Source organism: Streptomyces sp. WMMC500, assembly GCF_027497195.1.
Taxonomy (GTDB): Bacteria; Actinomycetota; Actinomycetes; order Streptomycetales; family Streptomycetaceae; genus Streptomyces.
In genome coordinates, this window is sequence record NZ_CP114905.1 from 5,900,372 (window position 1) to 5,918,330 (window position 17,959).

The 17,959-nt window shown below is 75.0% G+C and carries 15 protein-coding genes; 10 read left to right on the top strand and 5 right to left on the bottom strand.

Translation table 11 applies throughout. The annotated features are described in order from the left end of the window. The first annotated feature begins 1 nt into the window (after position 1). Positions 2-1,780 (top strand): ABC transporter permease, encoded by a 1,779-nt coding sequence (locus O7599_RS25505; protein ID WP_281617948.1) that lies wholly within the window; start codon positions 2-4, stop codon positions 1,778-1,780. A gap of 121 nt (positions 1,781-1,901) precedes the next feature. Here O7599_RS25505 and O7599_RS25510 read toward each other — a convergent pair whose 3' ends face one another. Next, on the bottom strand, positions 1,902-3,266 hold the full coding sequence (locus tag O7599_RS25510) for a diaminopimelate decarboxylase (protein ID WP_281617949.1): 1,365 nt from the start codon (positions 3,264-3,266) through the stop codon (positions 1,902-1,904). Between the two features lie 145 nt (positions 3,267-3,411). On the opposite strand from O7599_RS25510, the gene hutU reads away from it, so the two are divergent. From hutU to hutI, 4 genes are read left to right on the top strand one after another with little or no spacing between them, the layout of a single operon-like run. Beyond that, positions 3,412-5,094: a urocanate hydratase gene (gene hutU, locus O7599_RS25515; RefSeq protein WP_281617950.1), complete on the top strand. Its 1,683-nt coding sequence runs from the start codon at positions 3,412-3,414 to the stop codon at positions 5,092-5,094. A gap of 20 nt (positions 5,095-5,114) precedes the next feature. After that, positions 5,115-6,371: an allantoate amidohydrolase gene (locus tag O7599_RS25520; protein ID WP_281623506.1), complete on the top strand. Its 1,257-nt coding sequence runs from the start codon at positions 5,115-5,117 to the stop codon at positions 6,369-6,371. After that, the gene (locus tag O7599_RS25525) at positions 6,368-7,726 is read left to right on the top strand and encodes a formimidoylglutamate deiminase (RefSeq protein ID WP_281617951.1); all 1,359 of its coding nucleotides are present in this window, start codon (positions 6,368-6,370) and stop codon (positions 7,724-7,726) included. Before O7599_RS25520 ends, O7599_RS25525 begins: the two co-directional genes overlap by 4 nt. A gap of 45 nt (positions 7,727-7,771) precedes the next feature. After that, entirely contained in the window at positions 7,772-9,004 is a 1,233-nt protein-coding gene (gene hutI / locus O7599_RS25530) for an imidazolonepropionase (RefSeq protein ID WP_281617952.1), read from the top strand. 145 nt (positions 9,005-9,149) lie between these two features. Here hutI and O7599_RS25535 read toward each other — a convergent pair whose 3' ends face one another. Both O7599_RS25535 and O7599_RS25540 read right to left on the bottom strand, forming a co-directional pair. Beyond that, on the bottom strand, positions 9,150-10,490 hold the full coding sequence (locus O7599_RS25535; RefSeq protein ID WP_281617953.1) for an alpha/beta fold hydrolase: 1,341 nt from the start codon (positions 10,488-10,490) through the stop codon (positions 9,150-9,152). Positions 10,491-10,541: 51 nt separating this feature from the next. After that, a complete protein-coding gene (locus O7599_RS25540) occupies positions 10,542-11,342 on the bottom strand; it encodes an RNA polymerase sigma factor SigF (protein WP_281623507.1) in 801 nt (266 codons plus the stop codon). Positions 11,343-11,739: 397 nt separating this feature from the next. Between O7599_RS25540 and O7599_RS25545 the strand changes: the two genes are divergently transcribed. Together O7599_RS25545 and O7599_RS25550 are read left to right on the top strand one after the other, a co-directional pair. Then, a complete protein-coding gene (locus O7599_RS25545; RefSeq protein ID WP_281617954.1) occupies positions 11,740-12,108 on the top strand; it encodes an STAS domain-containing protein in 369 nt (122 codons plus the stop codon). Positions 12,109-12,308: 200 nt separating this feature from the next. Further along, positions 12,309-12,839, top strand: coding sequence for an ATP-binding protein (locus O7599_RS25550; protein WP_281617955.1), 531 nt, complete (start codon positions 12,309-12,311; stop codon positions 12,837-12,839). A 22-nt stretch (positions 12,840-12,861) separates the two neighbouring features. On the opposite strand, the gene O7599_RS25555 is transcribed toward O7599_RS25550, so the two are convergent. Beyond that, positions 12,862-13,803: an alpha/beta hydrolase gene (locus O7599_RS25555; protein WP_281617956.1), complete on the bottom strand. Its 942-nt coding sequence runs from the start codon at positions 13,801-13,803 to the stop codon at positions 12,862-12,864. A 235-nt stretch (positions 13,804-14,038) separates the two neighbouring features. On the opposite strand from O7599_RS25555, the gene O7599_RS25560 reads away from it, so the two are divergent. Both O7599_RS25560 and O7599_RS25565 read left to right on the top strand, forming a co-directional pair. Then, positions 14,039-14,713, top strand: a complete 675-nt coding sequence (locus tag O7599_RS25560) for a response regulator transcription factor (RefSeq protein ID WP_281617957.1) — start codon at positions 14,039-14,041, stop codon at positions 14,711-14,713. Between the two features lie 27 nt (positions 14,714-14,740). Next, positions 14,741-15,985 (top strand): ATP-binding protein, encoded by a 1,245-nt coding sequence (locus tag O7599_RS25565; protein WP_281617958.1) that lies wholly within the window; start codon positions 14,741-14,743, stop codon positions 15,983-15,985. 80 nt (positions 15,986-16,065) lie between these two features. Here O7599_RS25565 and O7599_RS25570 read toward each other — a convergent pair whose 3' ends face one another. Then, positions 16,066-16,644: a GtrA family protein gene (locus O7599_RS25570; protein WP_281617959.1), complete on the bottom strand. Its 579-nt coding sequence runs from the start codon at positions 16,642-16,644 to the stop codon at positions 16,066-16,068. A 159-nt stretch (positions 16,645-16,803) separates the two neighbouring features. Here O7599_RS25570 and O7599_RS25575 point away from each other — a divergent pair, with 159 nt between their 5' ends. Next, entirely contained in the window at positions 16,804-17,955 is a 1,152-nt protein-coding gene (locus O7599_RS25575; RefSeq protein WP_281617960.1) for a 5-(carboxyamino)imidazole ribonucleotide synthase, read from the top strand. The last annotated feature ends 4 nt before the right edge of the window (positions 17,956-17,959 follow it).

Consider the following 17,959-nt stretch of genomic DNA (forward strand, 5'->3'; position numbering starts at 1 on the left):
CGTGGGACACCTGTTCCTGATGGGGCGCCTGGTCCTGCGCGACGTGCGCCGCCGCCCCGGCGAGGCCGTCGTCTTCCTGCTCGCCGTCATCATCACGAGCACGAGCCTGACCCTCGGCCTCGCGACCGGTCACGCCGTCGAAACCGGGTACGAGAAGACGCGCGCGGTCACCGCGGGACCCGACATCACCGTCGTCACGACGGCCACCGACCCCTCCGGCCTGGCCGCGAGCCTCGCGGACACTCCCGGTGTGACCGAGCAGGCGGACCCGGTCTTCGCGTTCGACACGTACATCGAGGCCCACGGCAAGAGTGCGCACTCCGCGGTCGAAGGGCGCGACGCCTCAAAGGATGCCGCGGTCGACCAGCCGCTGGTGACCTCCGGCACCTGGGTACGGCCCGGCGGCGCCGTGCTCGAACGCGGCTTCGCGAAGGCACTCGGCGTGCGCGTCGGCGACCAGGTCGCCGTCGGCGGGCGCGACTATCCCGTCGTCGGAACTGCGATCAGCGCGGCGACCCCGGTGTATCCGTGGAGCGACCACGCGCAGGGGCCCGGGCCCTCCGACTTCGGCGGCAGGATGTGGCTCACCTCCGCGGACACCCGCCGGGCCGCGGGCGACGCCGCCGGAGTCCACCTGATCCATCTGAAGCTGGACGATCCCTCCGCGACGCGGCACTGGATGGACACCACGTTCGCCGAGCGGAGCGAGGCTGACGGCTGGGTCAACGCCCATGACTGGCAGGGTGTCCTACGGACCGACCAGGCCATGATCAAGCACATCCGGCCCGCCCTGGTCGTCGGCGGCTGGCTGCTCGCCGTCGCCGCGATCGTCACCCTCGCCGCACTCGCGACGGCACGCGCCGTCCGGGACAACCGGCGTGCCGCCCTGCTCAAGGCCGTCGGCGCCAGTCCCGCCACCGTCACCACCGCCCTGCTCGCGCAGTACCTGCTGCTCACCCTCCTGGCCACCGCGATCGGCCTGACCGCCGGCACGCTTGCCGCGCCCCGCCTGGTCGACCCCGGCGCCGGGCTCCTCAACACCGTCGGTCCTCCCGACTCCGGCACCGTTGCCGCCGCGGTCCTCCTCGCCGTCGTCGTCGCGGTGACGGGCGCGCTCCGTCCCGCCCTGCGTGCGGCCCGCACCAGTACCGCCGACGCCCTGGCCGACCCGGCGCATCTCCCCACGCGCCGCCCGCGCCTCCCTGCCCTCACGGCGTACCTGCCGACGTCACTGCTGCTCGGCACCCGGCTGCTCGCCCGTCGTCCCGGCCGCGCCGTGCTGGCCGGTGCCGGCGTGGCGGCCACCACGCTCATGGTCACCGCACTGCTGACCTGGCACGCCGAACTCGCCGCGCGACCCGACTTCACGCAGTTCGGCCCCATCGGCGTACGGGCCGACCAGACCGGGCGGGTGCTGCTCGCCGTCACGCTCGCGCTGGTGGCGATGTCCACACTCAACACCGTGCTCCTCGGCTTGAGCGCCGCCGTGCAGGCCCGGCCCACCCTGTCCGTCGCCCGCACCCTCGGCGCCACCCCCGGCCAGGTCGTCGCCGCACTCTGCGTTGCGCAACTCCTGCCCGCCGTGCCCGGAGTGGCAGCGGGCATTCCGGCCGGGCTCGGCATGTACTGGCTCTTCGGCACCCAGACCGTGCCCCCGGGCTCGTGGCTGCTCGCCACCGCACTCGTGGTCCTGCCGGCGGTCGGAGCGCTGACCGCCCTGCCCGCATGGGCCCACACCCGCACCCCTGCCGGCCACGCCCTCAGCGCCGAACCCGCCTGACGGTCCCGTGACCGGTGGACTGCTACCGCCGCCCGGTCACGCAGTGATGAGGCGGCGGGTGAAGCCGTCGCGCAGGAGGGATGGGAAGGTCGTCCGGTCCTGCTTCACGGGCGTGGGCGGGTCAGGTGAGGGTGGTCAGGGACGTGGCGTGGGTGCCGCCGGATTCGGTGACGATCTCCTGGAGGGTCTGGGCCGTTCTGACCGTCGCGAAGCGGACGTCGGACCCGTCCGTGGTGAAGCCGTGGACCGCCGGGCGGGGGAGGCTGTTGTAGGAGAAGGGGTTGGAGAAGTAGTACGCGCCCGTGTCGAGGAGCGCCACGTGGTCGCCCGCCGCCAGCGGGGGGAGTTCGCGGGCGCGGGCCACCAGGTCGCCGGCGAAGCAGCACGGACCCGCCACGTCCTGGGCGATCCGGGGGCCCGTCTTCGGGCGGCCCTGCGCGTCGTACGCCGCCACCCGCAGGGGCCACGACTCCGGGGTGAAGACGGTGCGTACGGCGACCTGGACGCCCGCGTGGGTGACCGCGATGGGGCGGCCGCCCGCGGACTTGGCGTACTCCACGCGCGCCAGCACCAGGCCGTTCTTCGCCAGCAGCGAGCGGCCGAACTCCGTGATCAGCGCGTAGCGGCCGTCGAACAGGCCCGGGATCTCGGTGCGCAGGAGGCGTGCGTAGTCCTGGAAGGCGGGCGTGACCTCGTCGGAGTCGAAGTTGACCGGGAGCCCGCCGCCGATGTCCAGCGTGGTGACCTGGCGCCGGCCCGCGGCGGCGTTGATCTCCTCCGCCAGCTCGTACGCCGCGCGTACCCCCGCCGCCATCAGCGGCAACGGCACGCCCTGGGAGCCCGTGTGGGTGTGCAGGGCGGTGAGCCAGGGGCGGTCGAGGTAGGCGCGGACGAGCCAGTCGCGGGCGCCGTCGTCCTGGAGTGTCACGCCGAACTTCGACGTCGCCGTCGCCGTGCTCATCGCGCCGATGCTGCCGCCGCCGACCTGCGGGTTGACGCGTACGCCGATCGTCGAGCGGGTCGGCGCGGAGCGGACGAGGCCGTCGATGCGGGCCAGTTCCTCGGGGTTGTCGGCGTTGACGGTGATGCCCAGGGCCAGCGCGCCGCGCAGTTCGGCGGCGGTCTTGGCGGGGGAGTCGAGCACGGTGCGCTCCGGGGGGACGGCCGCGGCGCGGGCCAGCTCCAGTTCCCCGGGGCTGGCCACCTCCGCGCCCAGGCCCTCCTCGGCGAGCAGCCGCAGCACCGGCACCAGGGCGGCGGCCTTGACCGCGAAGGAGTGCAGCACCGGCGTCCCCGGCGCGGCCACCTCCTCGAACGCGGCCCGCAGCGCGCCCGCCGACTCCCGGATGCCCGCGACGTCCAGCAGCCCCACCACCGGCTCGGCGTCGGACACCAGCCCCTCGGCCAGCGCCGCGCGCACGGCCAGGTCGCGGCGGGCGGCGAGCGGGGGGTGCTGCGGTGCGGGTACGGGCGCGTCGTCGGGCATGGCCGCAGTCAATCATCCGTCCGCACATGCCGTCGTACGGCGTCCGGCTGCCGGACGCGAGGCGGCCTTGACTAGGGCAATTCAGTCGCGCCAGGATGTGTAGTTGTTCATTCAGTGAGGTCGGCGAGCGCGCCGGGAGGCAGCCATGGCAGGACCCCGACCCGTGCGGGCCCCGCGCGGTACGCGGCTCAGCGCCCGCGGGTGGCAGCAGGAAGCCGCGCTGCGGATGCTGCAGAACAACCTCGACCCCGAGGTCGCCGAGCACCCGGACAAGCTCGTCGTCTACGGCGGCAGCGGCAAGGCCGCCCGCGACTGGGACTCCTTCGACGCCATGGTGCGCACGCTCACGACCCTCGGCCCGGACGAGACCATGCTCGTCCAGTCCGGCCGTCCCGTCGGCGTCCTGCAGACCCACGAGTGGGCCCCCCGCGTCCTGATCGCCAACAGCAACCTCGTCGGCGACTGGGCCACCTGGGAGGAGTTCCGCCGGCTGGAGGCCCTGGGGCTGACCATGTACGGCCAGATGACCGCCGGTTCGTGGATCTACATCGGTACGCAGGGCATCCTTCAGGGCACGTACGAGACCTTCGCCGCCGTCGCCGCGAAACGCTTCGGCGGCACCCTCGCCGGGACGATCACCCTCACCGCGGGGCTCGGCGGCATGGGCGGCGCCCAGCCGCTCGCCGTCACCATGAACGACGGCGTCGCCCTGTGCATCGAGTGCGACCCCTCCCGGATCGAACGCCGCCTCCAGCACGGCTATCTCGACGCGCGGGCCGACAGCCTCGACCACGCCCTGCGCCTGGCCACCGAGGCCCGCGACGCCCGCCGCCCGCTGTCCGTCGGCGTCCTCGGCAACGCCGCCGAGCTCGTGCCGCGGCTGCTCGCGGAGGGCGCGCCCGTCGACATCGTCACCGACCAGACCTCCGCCCACGACCCGCTCGCGTACCTGCCGCTGGGCGTCGACTTCGCCGACATGGCCGCGTACGCCGCCGACAAGCCCGCCGACTTCACCGCCCGCGCCCGCGAGTCGATGGCCCGGCACGTCGAGGCCATGGTCGGCTTCCAGGACGCCGGCGCCGAGGTCTTCGACTACGGCAACTCCCTCCGCGGCGAGGCCAAGCTCGCCGGCTACGCGCGCGCCTTCGACTTCCCCGGCTTCGTACCCGCCTACATCCGGCCCCTGTTCAGCGAGGGCAAGGGCCCCTTCCGCTGGGCCGCGCTCTCCGGCGACCCGAAGGACATCGCCGCCACCGACCGCGCCGTCCTCGACCTCTTCCCCGGGAACGAGTCGCTGGCCCGCTGGATCCGGCTGGCCGGCGAGCGCGTCCACTTCCAGGGCCTGCCCGCCCGCATCTGCTGGCTCGGCTACGGCGAGCGCGACCGGGCCGGCGAGCGGTTCAACGACATGGTGGCGAGCGGCGAGCTGGCCGCGCCGCTGGCCATCGGCCGCGACCACCTCGACTGCGGCTCGGTGGCGTCCCCGTATCGCGAGACCGAGGCCATGCGCGACGGCTCCGACGCCATCGCGGACTGGCCGCTGCTCAACGCCATGGTCAACGTCGCCTCCGGCGCCTCCTGGGTCTCGGTCCACCACGGCGGCGGCGTCGGCATGGGCCGCTCGCTGCACGCCGGCCAGGTGACGGTCGCCGACGGGACGGCGCTCGCGGGCGAGAAGATCCGGCGGGTGCTGACCAACGACCCGGGCACGGGCGTCATCCGGCACGTCGACGCGGGCTACGAGCGGGCCGAGCAGGTCGCGGCGGAGCGGGGCGTGCGCGTACCGATGCGGGAGGGCGCCCCCGGGCCGGGAAGCGACCTGGGGTGAGCCCGTCCTCGTTCCAGGAGATGTGGCGGGAGCTGCTGCCCCTCGGGCGGCACGCGCCCACCGGCGGCTACCGCCGTTTCGCGTGGACGGCGGCGGACGCCGACTGCCGGGCCTGGTTCCGCGCGCAGGCCGGGGCGCGCGGGCTCGCGTACGAGACCGACCGCAACGGCAACCAGTGGGCCTGGCTCGGCGACCCGGCCGCCGGCGGCGCCGTCGTCACCGGCTCCCACCTCGACTCCGTACCCGACGGCGGCGCCTTCGACGGTCCCCTCGGCGTCGTCTCCGCCTTCGCGGCCCTCGACGAGCTGCGCGCCCGCGGCGCCCGGCCCGCCCGTCCCCTCGGCGTCGTCAACTTCGGCGACGAGGAGGGTGCGCGCTTCGGCCTGGCCTGCGTCGGCTCCCGGCTGGCGGCGGGGCAGTTGTCCACCGCCGCGGCCCACGGGCTGCGCGACGCGGAGGGCACGACCCTGCCGCGGGCGATGGAGCGGGCGGGCCACGACCCCGCCGGCCTCGGCCCCGACCCCGAGCGGCTGGCGCGTATCGGCGCCTTCGTCGAACTGCACGTCGAGCAGGGCGTGGCGCTCGCCGGTACGGACCACGCCGTGGGCGTGGCGTCGGCGATCTGGCCGCACGGCCGCTGGCGGTTCGACTTCCGCGGCGAGGCCAACCACGCGGGCACGACCCGCATGGAGGACCGCCACGACCCGATGCTGACCTACGCCCACACCGTCCTGTCCGCCCGCAAGAAGGCCGCGCAGGCCGGGGCCCGCGCCACCTTCGGCAAGGTCGCCGTCGAGCCCAACGGCGTCAACGCCATCCCCGCGCTCGTCCGCGGCTGGCTCGACTCCCGCGCCGCCGACGAGGAGACCCTGCACACCCTCGTCGCCGCCGTCGAACAGGCAGCCCGCGAGCGCGCGGCCCGCGACGGCACCGCGCTGGAGGTCACCCGCGAGTCGCTGACGCCCGTCGTCGACTTCGACCACACCCTGCGCGACCGCCTCGCCGCGCGCCTCGGCGGCGCGCCCCTGCTCCCGACGGGGGCGGGACACGACGCCGGGATCCTGTCGGGGGCGGTGCCGGCGGCCATGCTGTACGTACGGAATCCGACGGGCGTCTCGCACGCGCCGGCCGAGTCGGCGGACGAGGACGACTGCGCGGCGGGCGTACGGGCGCTGGCGGACGTGCTGGCGGACCTGGCCGGCGACGCGGGCCCGGCGGGACGGGCGGACCCGGCGGGACGGGCGGATCCGGCGGAACGGGCGGAAGGGGCCGCGTGACGACGTACTGGGCGGAGCAGGCGTGGGTCGGCGGCGTCGTCGAACCCGGCGTCGTCCTGGAGACGGAGACGTCCGGCGGGCTGCTCGCCGCGGTACGGACCGGGACCGCCGCGCCGCCGCCCGGCGCCACCGTCCTGCGCGGCCTCACCCTGCCCGGCCTGGCGAACGCCCACAGCCACGCCTTCCACCGCGCGCTGCGCGGCACCGTCCAGGTCGGCTCGGGCACGTTCTGGACGTGGCGCAAGGTCATGTACGGCGTCGCCGACCGGCTCACCCCCGACACGTACTACGAACTCGCCCGCGCCGTGTACGCCGAGATGGCGCTCGCCGGGATCACGTGCGTCGGCGAGTTCCACTACGTCCACCACGCGCCCGGCGGCGCCCGCTACGACGACCCGAACGCCATGGGCCACGTGCTGATCGCCGCCGCCGCGGCGGCGGGGATCCGGCTGACCCTGCTCGACACCGCGTACCTGGCCGGCGGCTTCGGCGAGCCGCCCGGCCGGCAGCAGCTCCGCTTCAGCGACGGCGACGCGGAGGCGTGGGCGGAACGCGCCGCCGACCTCCGCCCGGACGCCTCCGCCGCGGGCTCTACGGGCACGACCCGCATCGGCGCCGCCGTCCACTCCGTACGCGCCGTCCCCGCCGCCCAGCTCGCCGCCGTCGCCGGCTGGGCCGCCGACCGCCGCGCCCCGCTCCACGTCCACCTCTCGGAACAGCCCGGCGAGAACGAGGCGTGCGCCGCCGCCCACGGCGTCACCCCCACCCGCCTCCTCGCCGACCACGGCGTCCTCGGGCTGCGCACCACCGCCGTGCACGCCACCCACCTCACCGCCGACGACGTCAAACTCCTCGGCGGCAGCGGCACCGGCGTGTGCATGTGCCCCACCACGGAACGGGACCTCGCGGACGGCATCGGCCCGGCCGTGGCCGTGGAGCGGGCGGGCAGCCCGCTGTCGCTGGGCAGCGACAGCCACGCCGTCGTCGACCTCTTCGAGGAGACGCGGGCCCTGGAGCTGAACGAGCGGCTGCGCACCCGCCGCCGCGGCCACTGGACCGCGCACCACCTGCTGCGCGCCGCCACCGAGAGCGGCTACGCCGCACTCGGCTGGGACGCGCCGGCCCGGCTGGAGCCGGGCGGGCTCGCGGACTTCACCACCGTGGCGCTGGACAGCGTGCGCACGGTCGGCCCGATGCCGCGGCTCGGCGCGGAGACGGCGGTGTTCGCGGCGACGGCGGCGGACGTGCGGCACACGGTGGTGGGGGGCCGGCACGTCGTACGGGACGGGGTGCACGCGCTCGTCGAGGACGTGCCGGGGGCGCTGGCGGCGGCGATCGGGGCGCTGCGCGGCTGACTCCCGTATCCGATCCCGCACGCCACCGAACCCGAGGGCAGGAAGATGACCGCCGGAGCCAGAGCCAGAGCCACAGCCACAGCCACCGCCATCGTCAACATCGGCAGCCTCGTCACCAACGACCCGGCCCTCGGCGAGGGCCCGCTGGGGTTGATCGAGGACGCGGCCGTCGTCTTCGACGGCGACCGGGTCGCCTGGGTCGGCGCGGCCGACGCGGCGCCGGCCGCGGACGCGGCGTACGACGCGGCGGGCCGGGCGCTGCTCCCGGGCTTCGTCGACTCGCACTCGCACCTGGTCTTCGCCGGCGACCGCACCCGCGAGTTCGCCGCCCGGATGTCCGGACGCCCGGCTGCGTCCTATCAAAAGCGTGGCGCCGGCGGCATCCGCACGACGGTCGCCGCCACCCGCGCCGCCACGGACGAGGAACTGGCGGCCGGCCTCGCCCGGTTCGTACGCGAGACCCTCCGCCAGGGCACGACGACGCTGGAGACCAAGTCCGGCTACGGGCTGACGGTCGCGGACGAGGCACGGGGGCTGCGGGTGGCGGCGGCGCAGGTGGAGGAGGTCACGTACCTCGGTGCACACGTCGTCGCGCCGGAGTACGAGGACGATCCGGGCGGGTACGTCGATCTGGTCACCGGCGAGATGCTGGACGCCTGCGCCCCGTACGCGCGGTGGGTCGACGTCTTCTGCGAGAAGGGCGCGTTCGACGGCGACCAGGCGCGGGCGATCCTCGCGGCGGGCAAGCTGCGCGGCCTGACCCCGCGGGTGCACGCCAACCAACTGTCGTACGGCCCTGGGGTGCAGCTCGCCGTCGAGCTGGAGGCGGCGTCCGCGGACCACCTGACGCACCTGACGGACGCGGACGTGGCCGCGCTGGCGTCGGGCGTGACGGTGGCGACGTTCCTGCCGGGCTGTGAGTTCTCGACGCGGGCGGTCTACCCGGACGTGCGGCGGGTGCTGGACGCGGGCGTGACGGTGGCGCTGTCGACGGACTGCAACCCGGGCTCGTCGTTCACCAGCTCCATGCCGTTCTGCGTGGCCGTCGCGGTACGGGAGATGGGCATGACGCCGGACGAGGCGGTGTGGTCCGCGACGGCGGGCGGCGCGGCGGCGCTGCGGCGCACGGACGTGGGGCGCCTCGCGCCGGGCGCGCGGGCGGACGCGGCGCTGCTGGACGCGCCGAGCCACGTGCACCTGGCCTACCGGCCGGGCGTGCCGCTGGTGGCGGAGGTGTGGCGGCGGGGGGAACGGGTGACCGGGCCGGCCGGCAACTGAGGAGGCACGACGGGCCGGAGCGCGCGGGCCGACAACGGAGGACCGGCGGCCGGCGCGAGGGCGCAGTTCGGCAACTGAGGATCGACGGCTGGCCGGAGCGCGCAGGCCGGCAAATGACCACCGGTCGCCGGCGCGAGGGCGCCGGTCAGCAACCGGGGCCGGCGTCCGGGTCCGCCGCGGGGCGTGCCGTCAGGTGGTCCACCGCCGCGCGCTCCGCGCACTCGTTGCCGAAGCCCACCAGCCCGTGCCGCCCGCCCGGCACCGTCAGCAGCGGCGCCCGGAACCGCATCGCCACCCGCTCCGCGCCCGCCGCCGGCGTACGGATGTCGTCCTCGCTGTTGACCAGCAGCAGATCCGCCCCGTCGGCCGCGCCGTAGCCCCCGTAACCTCCCGCGGGGCGGACCGCGCCCAGCGGCTCCCCGCGCCCCGGCCAGTGCACGCAGGGCGCGTAGTCCTGGGCCACCGCCCGCGTACGCCACCGCGCCTCGTGCGCGTCGTCCAGCTCCCGCAGCAGCGCCCGCAGGTTCCCCGGCCACGCGAAGTCCGTGCAGTGCACCCCGAGGAAGAGCGCGAGCGGCGGCGGTCCCGGGTCCAGTTCGTCGAACGCCGCCCGCACGTCCGGCGGCACCGCCTTCGGCGCGGTCCTGGCCGTCGGCTCCGGGACCTGCTCGTCGTCCAGCTCCTGGCGGGTGTGGAGCGTCCTCAGCACGTACGAGGTGCCCGGCCGGTCCGGGTCGACGACCCCGTCGAAGACCGCCGCGCGCACCCGGTCCGGGTGGCGGGTGAGGTAGACCTGGCCGGCCACGGTGGCGTACGAGTGCAGCAGCAGGCTGATCCGCTCCTCGCCCAGCGCCCGCCGGACCCGCTCCAGGTCCGTCGCGCCCGCGCGGGAGCCGAGGCGGGCCAGCAGCGGCCCGTAGGCGAGGCGGCAGCCCTCGACGTAGTCGCGGGCTGCGGCGTCGACGGCGGTGACGTCCCGTACGCGCCGGAGGCTGCGCGCGGTACCGAGGCGGGCCAGCGCACCGCGGGGCTCGCCGCAGTCCACGCGGTGGCTGCGGCCGGTGCCGCGGCGGTCGTAGCCGACGATGTCGAAACGGTCGCGCAGCGCGCGGGGGTAGTCGACGCCGGCGGACACGGCCTCCTGGAGGCCCGAGAGGCCCGGCCCGCCGGGCGCGAGGACGAGCGCGCCGATACGGCGGCCGGGGTCGCGGGCGGGCAGGCGGGCCAGGGCGAGGCGGAGCGTCTCGGGGCCGTCGCCGCCCACGGGCACGGTGACGCCGCGGCACTCGCGCCGCTCCATGCCCGTCAGCGGGCAGGGGGTCCACTCGTCGCCGCCGCGGTCCCGTTCGTACGAGGCGGCGTCGCTCGCGGGCGGCGCCGGCCCGCCGCCGGGCATCGCGCACGCGGCCGTCCACGCCAGCGCCAGCGCCGTCAGCAGGGCGAGCGCCGGGGCCGGGCGGCCGGCCCTCCGCCGGATGGAGGCCATGCGGCGATCATGGCACCGCCTCCCCGGAAACCCGGGGAGGCGGCCCCCGGCTCACTCCTCGACCATCAGCCCCTTGCGCAGCCGCACCAGCGTCCGCGACAGCAGCCGCGAGACGTGCATCTGCGAGATGCCAAGCTCCTCGCCGATCTCCGACTGGGTCATGTTGGCCACGAACCGCAGCGACAGGATCTTCCGGTCGCGCGGCGTCAGCTCCGCTATCAGCGGCTTGAGGGACTCGACGTACTCGATGCCCTCCAGGCCGTGGTCCTCGTAGCCGATGCGGTCGGCGAGGGTGCTCTCGGAGTCGTCCTCCTCGGGCTGCGCGTCCAGCGAGCTGGCGGTGTAGGCGTTCGAGGCCGCCATGCCCTCGATGACCTCGTCCCGGCCGATGTCCAGGCGCTCGGCCAGCTCGTCGACCGTGGGGGCGCGGTCGAGCTGCTGTGCCAGCTCGTCGCCCGCCTTCGCCAGGTCGAGGCGCAGCTCCTGCAGCCGGCGCGGGACGCGCACGGACCAGGAGGTGTCGCGGAAGAACCGCTTGATCTCGCCGATGATCGTCGGCATCGCGAACGTGGGGAACTCCACGCCGCGGGCGGGCTCGAAGCGGTCGATCGCCTTGATGAGCCCTATGGTGCCGACCTGGATGATGTCCTCCATCGGCTCGCTGCGCGAGCGGAACCGGGAGGCGGCGAACTTCACCAGCGCCAGGTTGAGTTCGATCAGGGTGTTGCGGACGTACGAGTACTCGTGGGTGCCCTCTTCGAGGGTGCCGATCCGGTCGAAGAGCGTCTTCGACATGGCCCGCGCGTCCGCGGGGGCGACCTCGTCGAAGGCGATGCCCTCCAGCTCGTCCATGCTCCCCGTGAACGGGGCCGCCGCGGTGTCGTCGGTGGCCGGGTCCGCCGGGTCCGCCATGTCCGCGCCGTGGTGCTCTGTGTGGTCGTCGCCGTGCTCGGCGTGGGGTCGTGCCGGCGGCGTGCTGGCCGCGGCGTCGAGCCGGGTTGACATTTGTCCTCCATCGTTCTCGGCGTGCGGCTGCCGATGCCATGTCTGTCCGCTGTGGTCTGCGGCGCCTCCCAAGGCCACGTGTCGTGAGTCCTTCTAGCCCTACCCCGTTCTGCCGTCCGGTGCAAGAATCAGGTGTCCATATTTGCCCTATTATGTTGGTTGTTCAGGTGCCGAACATGTGACCAAAGGCGTAGGGTCAGAGCTGCATCGCACGCCAGCCCGAAGGTCAAGGAGACAAGCGCGCATGGACGCCGGAACCGCCGGAAGCCCGAGCCGCGGCCGACTGCACGTCGACGTGCGGGTCCATGGCGGGAGCGCGGTCCTCACACCTACGGGTGAACTCGACTACCACACGGCCGAGGTGCTGCGGGAGCCGTTGGAGCAGTGCATCGCCGGCGGCCGCACGCGGCTCGTACTCGACTGCTCACGCCTGGACTTCTGCGACTCGACCGGGCTGAACGTGCTCCTCGGCGCCCGCCTCAAGGCGGAGGCCGACGGCGGTGCCGTGCACCTCGCGGGGCTGCAGCCCGTGGTGGCCAGGGTCTTCGAGATCACGGGTGCCGAGGCGGTCTTCTCCCTCCACGACACCCTGGAAGCGGCCCTCGTGGAGTGACCTCCAGGTCACCGGATGCCGGGTGGGGCGGGTGCGGCAGGTGATGCGCGTCACAGATTCCCGGGGAAACTCGGGGGTGTTTCCGCGATCTCGTAGGGCAGAAGCCCAGGCGAAACTTCTGGAACGGGCAGGAAGGGCGCGAATGCGCGGACGGGTGCGCGGACGGGCGTGCGGTTGCGCGAAGGGGGTGTCGTGAGGCGATGAGCTTCAGGTCGGTGCCGCCCGGCGCGCTGCCGCCGGAGGGCGAGGCCGGCAGCGGCGCCGCCGCGCCCGCGCGACCGGGCCGCGGTGACGCCGCCCCGGCCGGCGAACCCGCCCCCGCGGCACAGGTGCGCCGGCTGCGGCTCGTCGGCGCCAGCGGCATGGTGCCCCGCGCCCGCGACTTCGCCCGCCGGGCGCTGGAGGACTGGGGCTGGCTGCCCGCGGCCAACGCGGAGCAGCGCGCGGCGGCGGAGGACGTCCTGCTCGTCGTCTCGGAGCTGGTGACGAACGCCTGCCTGCACGGCGGCGGCCCCGACGAACTGCGGCTGCGTACGGCCGGGAAGGTGCTGCGGCTGGAGGTCAGCGACCCCGGCACGGGGACCCCGGAGCCCCGCACTCCGCACCGGGCCAGCAGGCCGGGCGGGCACGGGATGTTCATCGTGCAGCGGCTGTGCCTGGACTGGGGCGTGCAGCGGGAGCCCGGAGAGGCGGGCAAGACGGTGTGGGCGGAGCTGTCGGCGCCCCTCTAGCCCGCTTCCCCGGCGCGTACGCCTAGCCGATCCGCCGCCGCAGCCACCCCTCGACCTCCCCCGCCACCCCCGGCTCCGTCAGCAGCCGCATCCCGTGCGCGCCGCCCGGCACCACCCGTACCCGGACGTCCTCCGCCGGCATCCCCCGCGCCCGCTCCGCCGCCGCCACCGCCTCCGAGTGGTACGCGGGCACGAAGTCGTCCGCCGAGTGCAGCAGCAGCATCGGGGCGTCGTCCCGCCCCGACGCCCCGCTCCGCGGGTCCAGCGACCACCACGCCCGCCGGCAGTCCGGGTCCGCCGACACCGCCGGCGTGCCGTCCGGTACGCACCCCGCCAGCCGCTCCGCGCTCGTCCGCAGCCGCTGTTCCGCCGCCGTCGCCCCCGGCGTCCCGCCGTCCAGCCAGGCCCGGTACGGCGACGCGACCGGCGACAGCGCCACCACCCCGGCGGTGCGCGAAGCCCCGGCGCCGTAGGTGGCGGCGGCCACGGCGAGGTGCCCGCCCGCCGAAGAACCCAGCACCCCGACCCGCGCCGGATCCACGGCGTACGCGGCGGCGTTGCGCCGCACCCAGCGCAGCGCCGCCACCACGTCGTCGCGCTGCGCCGGCCAGCGCACGCCGGGGGACAGGCGGTAGCCGGCGTCGAAGACGGCGTAGCCGCGGCGGGCGAAGGCCCGGGCCCACGCCTCCCAGTCGGTGTCGTACGACCAGTAGCCGCCGTGCAGGATGACGAGCCCGCCGCGGAGCGCCAGCCGCGGCTGCCAGTGGACGGTGACCCGCTGCCGCGGATGCGCCCCGTATGCCTCGACGCTGCGCCGCAGCGCCCCCTCCGGGCCGGCCCACTGCTGCGTCACCCGCTCCGCGGGCGCCGTCCCGGCCGGCTGCACCACCCCCGCCGTGAGCGCCGCGGCGGTCCCCAGCACCGCGGCCACGAGCCGCCGCCACCGGTCCCGTACCGCAGCCATCGCACCGCCTCCCGCGGACCGGCCGGCCCGGTGACCTCATGGTCGCCGAGAACGCTCCGCCCCGCGATCCGGCGGCGGGACCGGCGGCGGGACCGGGGACGCGACCGGCGACGGCGCACGGCGACGGCGCGAACCGGCGCACGAGCCCCGCCGGGCCGTTCGACCGCGTACGGGGTGGTGAGCGAACCGGACGGCACCGGCCCACTCTCGGTGACGGGAGGTCTACCATCGCACCATGACCCGAGTACTGCTGGCCGAGGACGACGCGGCCATCTCGGAACCGCTGGCCCGCGCCCTGCGCCGGGAGGGCTACGAGGTGGAGGTCCGAGAGGACGGCCCCACGGCGCTCAGTGCCGGGCTCCGCGGCGGCGTGGACCTCCTCGTCCTCGACCTGGGCCTGCCGGGCATCGACGGCCTGGAGGTGTGCCGGCGGCTGCGCGCCGACGGGCACGGCTTCCCCGTGCTGGTGCTCACCGCCCGCGCCGACGAGGTGGACACCGTCGTCGGCCTCGACGCGGGCGCCGACGACTACGTCACCAAGCCCTTCCGCCTCGCCGAGCTGCTCGCCCGGGTCCGCGCCCTGCTGCGCCGCGGCGCGACCGAGTCGCAGCCGCCGGCCACCCACGGCGTACGCATCGACACCGACTCGCACCGCGCCTGGCTCGGCGACGAGGAGCTGCAGCTCACGGCGAAGGAGTTCGACCTGCTGCGGGTGCTGGTCCGCGACGCGGGCCGGGTGGTCACGCGCGAGCAGTTGATGCGCGAGGTGTGGGACACCACCTGGTGGTCGTCCACGAAGACGCTCGACATGCACATCTCCTGGCTGCGCAAGAAGCTCGGCGACGACGCCGCCAACCCCCGCTACATCGCGACCGTCCGCGGGGTGGGCTTCCGCTTCGAGAAGAGCTAGGCCGGCCGCCCGCGGCCCCCCGCAGCCATGCGCAGACGCCTCATCAACAGCACCCTGGCGGTGGTGCTCGTCGTCATCGCGGTCTTCGGCGTCTCGCTCGTCATCGTTGAGACCCGCACCATCGAGGCGGCGGCGCACGACCGGGTGCAGTCCGAGGCCGTGCGGCTGTTCAGCGTCGTGGAAGGCAAGATCGCCGACGATGTGCGGGTGACCCGCCGGGCGCTCGCCGGGCAGGTCACCGACGGGCGGTACGCGGAGGTCGAACTGCCGGGCAGGCCGCCGCTGAAGATCGGGGAGCGGCCCGACGGGTCGGTCATCGAGGTCACCGAGACGGGCAGCGGGGGCGAGCGGGTCACGGTGATGGAGGCCCGCGACCGGGTCAACGACGAGCTGGGCCAGACCCTGCTGATCATCTTCGCCGTGGCACTGCTCGCCGTGGGCGCCGCAGTGCTGCTCGCCATGCGCCAGGCCAGCCGCCTCACCGCGCCGCTCACCGACCTCGCCGAGACCGCCGAGCGCCTCGGCTCCGGCGACCAGCGCACCCGCCACCGCCGCTACGGCGTCCCCGAACTGGACCGCGTCGCCGACGTGCTGGACGCCAGCGCCGAACGGATCGCGCGCATGCTCACCGCCGAGCGGCGGCTGGCCGCGGACGCCTCGCACCAGCTCCGTACGCCGCTGACCGCGCTGTCCATGCGGCTGGAGGAGATCGCGCTCACCGACGACCCGGCCACGGTCAAGGAGGAGGCGGCGGTCGCGCTCACCCAGGTGGAGCGGCTGACGGACGTGGTGCAGCGGCTGCTGACCAAGTCCCGGGACCCCAAGACCGGCGCGGGCATGGGCTTCGACCTGGACGAGGTCGTGAAGCAGCAGATCGAGGAGTGGCGGCCGGCGTACCGCGGCGAGGGGCGGGCGATCGTCCGCTCCGGCAGGAAGGACCTGCGCGCGGTGGGCACGCCGGGGGCGGTGGCGCAGGTGCTGGCGACGCTGATCGAGAACGCGCTGATGCACGGCGCCGGGACCGTCGCGCTGCGCACCCGGGTCACGGGCAACCAGGTGGTGGCGGAGGTCACGGACGAGGGCCCGGGCGTGCCCGCGGACCTCGGCTCCCGGGTCTTCGAGCGCACGGTCAGCGGGCGCAACTCGACGGGGCTGGGGCTCGCGGTCGCGCGCGACCTGGCGGAGGCGGACGGGGGGCGGCTGGAGCTGGTGCAGCAGCAGGAGCCGACGACGTTCGCGCTCTTCCTCGCGCGGGAGCACGAACACCACTGAGGGGAGCGGGGCACACGGGGCGTACGCGGCGCGCGGCGGGCCCGCGGGGCGCGGGGGAGGGCTCGTACGGGACGGAGGTCCTACCGCCGGGCCCCGACCGCCTCTTCCTGCGCCTCGGGTTCCCCCGGCTCTCCCGGCTCCCGCCGGCTGCCGGGGATCCGCACCTCGCCGGCCACGGCTATGTCGCCCGGCTCACCGGCCTCGCCCGCCGCGACGGGCTCGGCCGTCGGCACCACGCGGAACACCCAGCTCCGGTACGACCAGAAGCGGAACAGCGACGCGACCCCGATGCCGAGGAACTTGAAGAGGTTGTTCTGCAGCGGGGTGTCCCAGTCGAACCCGTACGTGGCCACGTACAGCACGCCGTTCTCGATGACGAGTCCCGCGGAGCTGAAGACCAGGAACAGGCTGAACTCTCGCGGCGGCCGGGTCTTGTCCCGGTCGCGGTACGTGAAATACCGGAAGCCTATGTAGTTGAAGACGATCGCGACCGCCGTCGCGATCATGCTGCAGCGGACCACGGGCAGCTCCGTGGCGTTCCGCACGAGGTTGAAGACCGCCAGGTTGACCAGGACGCCGACGCCCCCCACCGCGGCGAACTCGGCCACCTCGCGGCTCAGGCGGCGTAGCCGCGATACCGCGGGGTGCCGTGCACTCATAGAGATTCTCAGACTCCGATGGTCGGTTTCGTTCCCCTGGTCCCGGCCTTGGTCCTGGCCTCGGTCCCGGCCTTCTCCGGCACGCCGGATCCCTCATGCTAACCGGGCCCGCCGACGGAGGGAGTGGGTCCGGTCACCCCGGCCGATACCCTGGGGTGCGTGACATTCCCGGTAGTCGGCATGATCGGCGGGGGACAGCTCGCCCGGATGACCCACGAGGCAGGCATCCCCCTCGGCATCAGGTTCAAGCTCCTCAGCGGCACCACCACGGACTCGGCGGCCCTGGTGGCGGGCGACACGGTCGTCGGCGACCACGGCGATCTGGACACGCTGCGGGCGTTCGCCCGCGGCTGCGACGTGATCACCTTCGACCACGAACACGTGCCGACCGGGCATCTGCGTGCCCTCCAGGCCGAGGGCGTCGTGGTCAGGCCCGGCCCGGACGCGCTGGTGTACGCGCAGGACAAGGGCGCGATGCGGGCCCGCCTGACGGAGCTGGGCATCCCCTGCCCGCGGCACCGGATCGTGGCCGACCCGGCGGACGTGGCGCGCTTCGCGCGCGAGGGGGACGGCTTCCCGGTCGTGCTGAAGACGGTGCGCGGCGGGTACGACGGCAAGGGCGTGTGGGTCGTGCGCACGGAGGAGGACGCCGCGGAGCCGTTCCGGGCGGGTGTCCCCGTGCTGGCCGAGGAGCTGGTCGACTTCCGCCGCGAGCTGGCCGCGAACGTCGTCCGCTCGCCCAGCGGCCAGGCGGTCGCGTACCCGGTGGTGGAGTCCATCCAGGTCGGCGGCGTCTGCGACACGGTCATCGCTCCGGCGCCCGGGCTGGCGCCCGACGTCGCGGTGCGTACGCAGCAGCTCGCCCTGCGGATCGCGATGGAGCTGGACGTCGTGGGCCACCTGGCGGTGGAGCTGTTCGAGGCGGCCGGCCCCGGCGGTGAGCCCCGGATCCTCGTCAACGAGCTGGCCATGCGCCCGCACAACTCCGGCCACTGGACCCAGGACGGCGCCGTCACCTCGCAGTTCGCCAACCACGTACGCGCCGTGCTCGACCTGCCGCTGGGCGACCCGCGCCCGCGCGCGCCCTGGACGGTGATGGCGAACGTCCTCGGCGGCGACTACCCCGACATGTACCAGGCGTACCTGCACTGCATGGCCCGGGACCCGGGGCTGAAGATCCACATGTACGGCAAGGACGTGAAGCCCGGCCGGAAGGTCGGCCACGTCAACACCTACGGCGACGACCTGGACGAGGTGCGCGAACGCGCCCGCCACGCCGCCGGCTACCTGCGGGGGACGATCACGGAATGAGTAC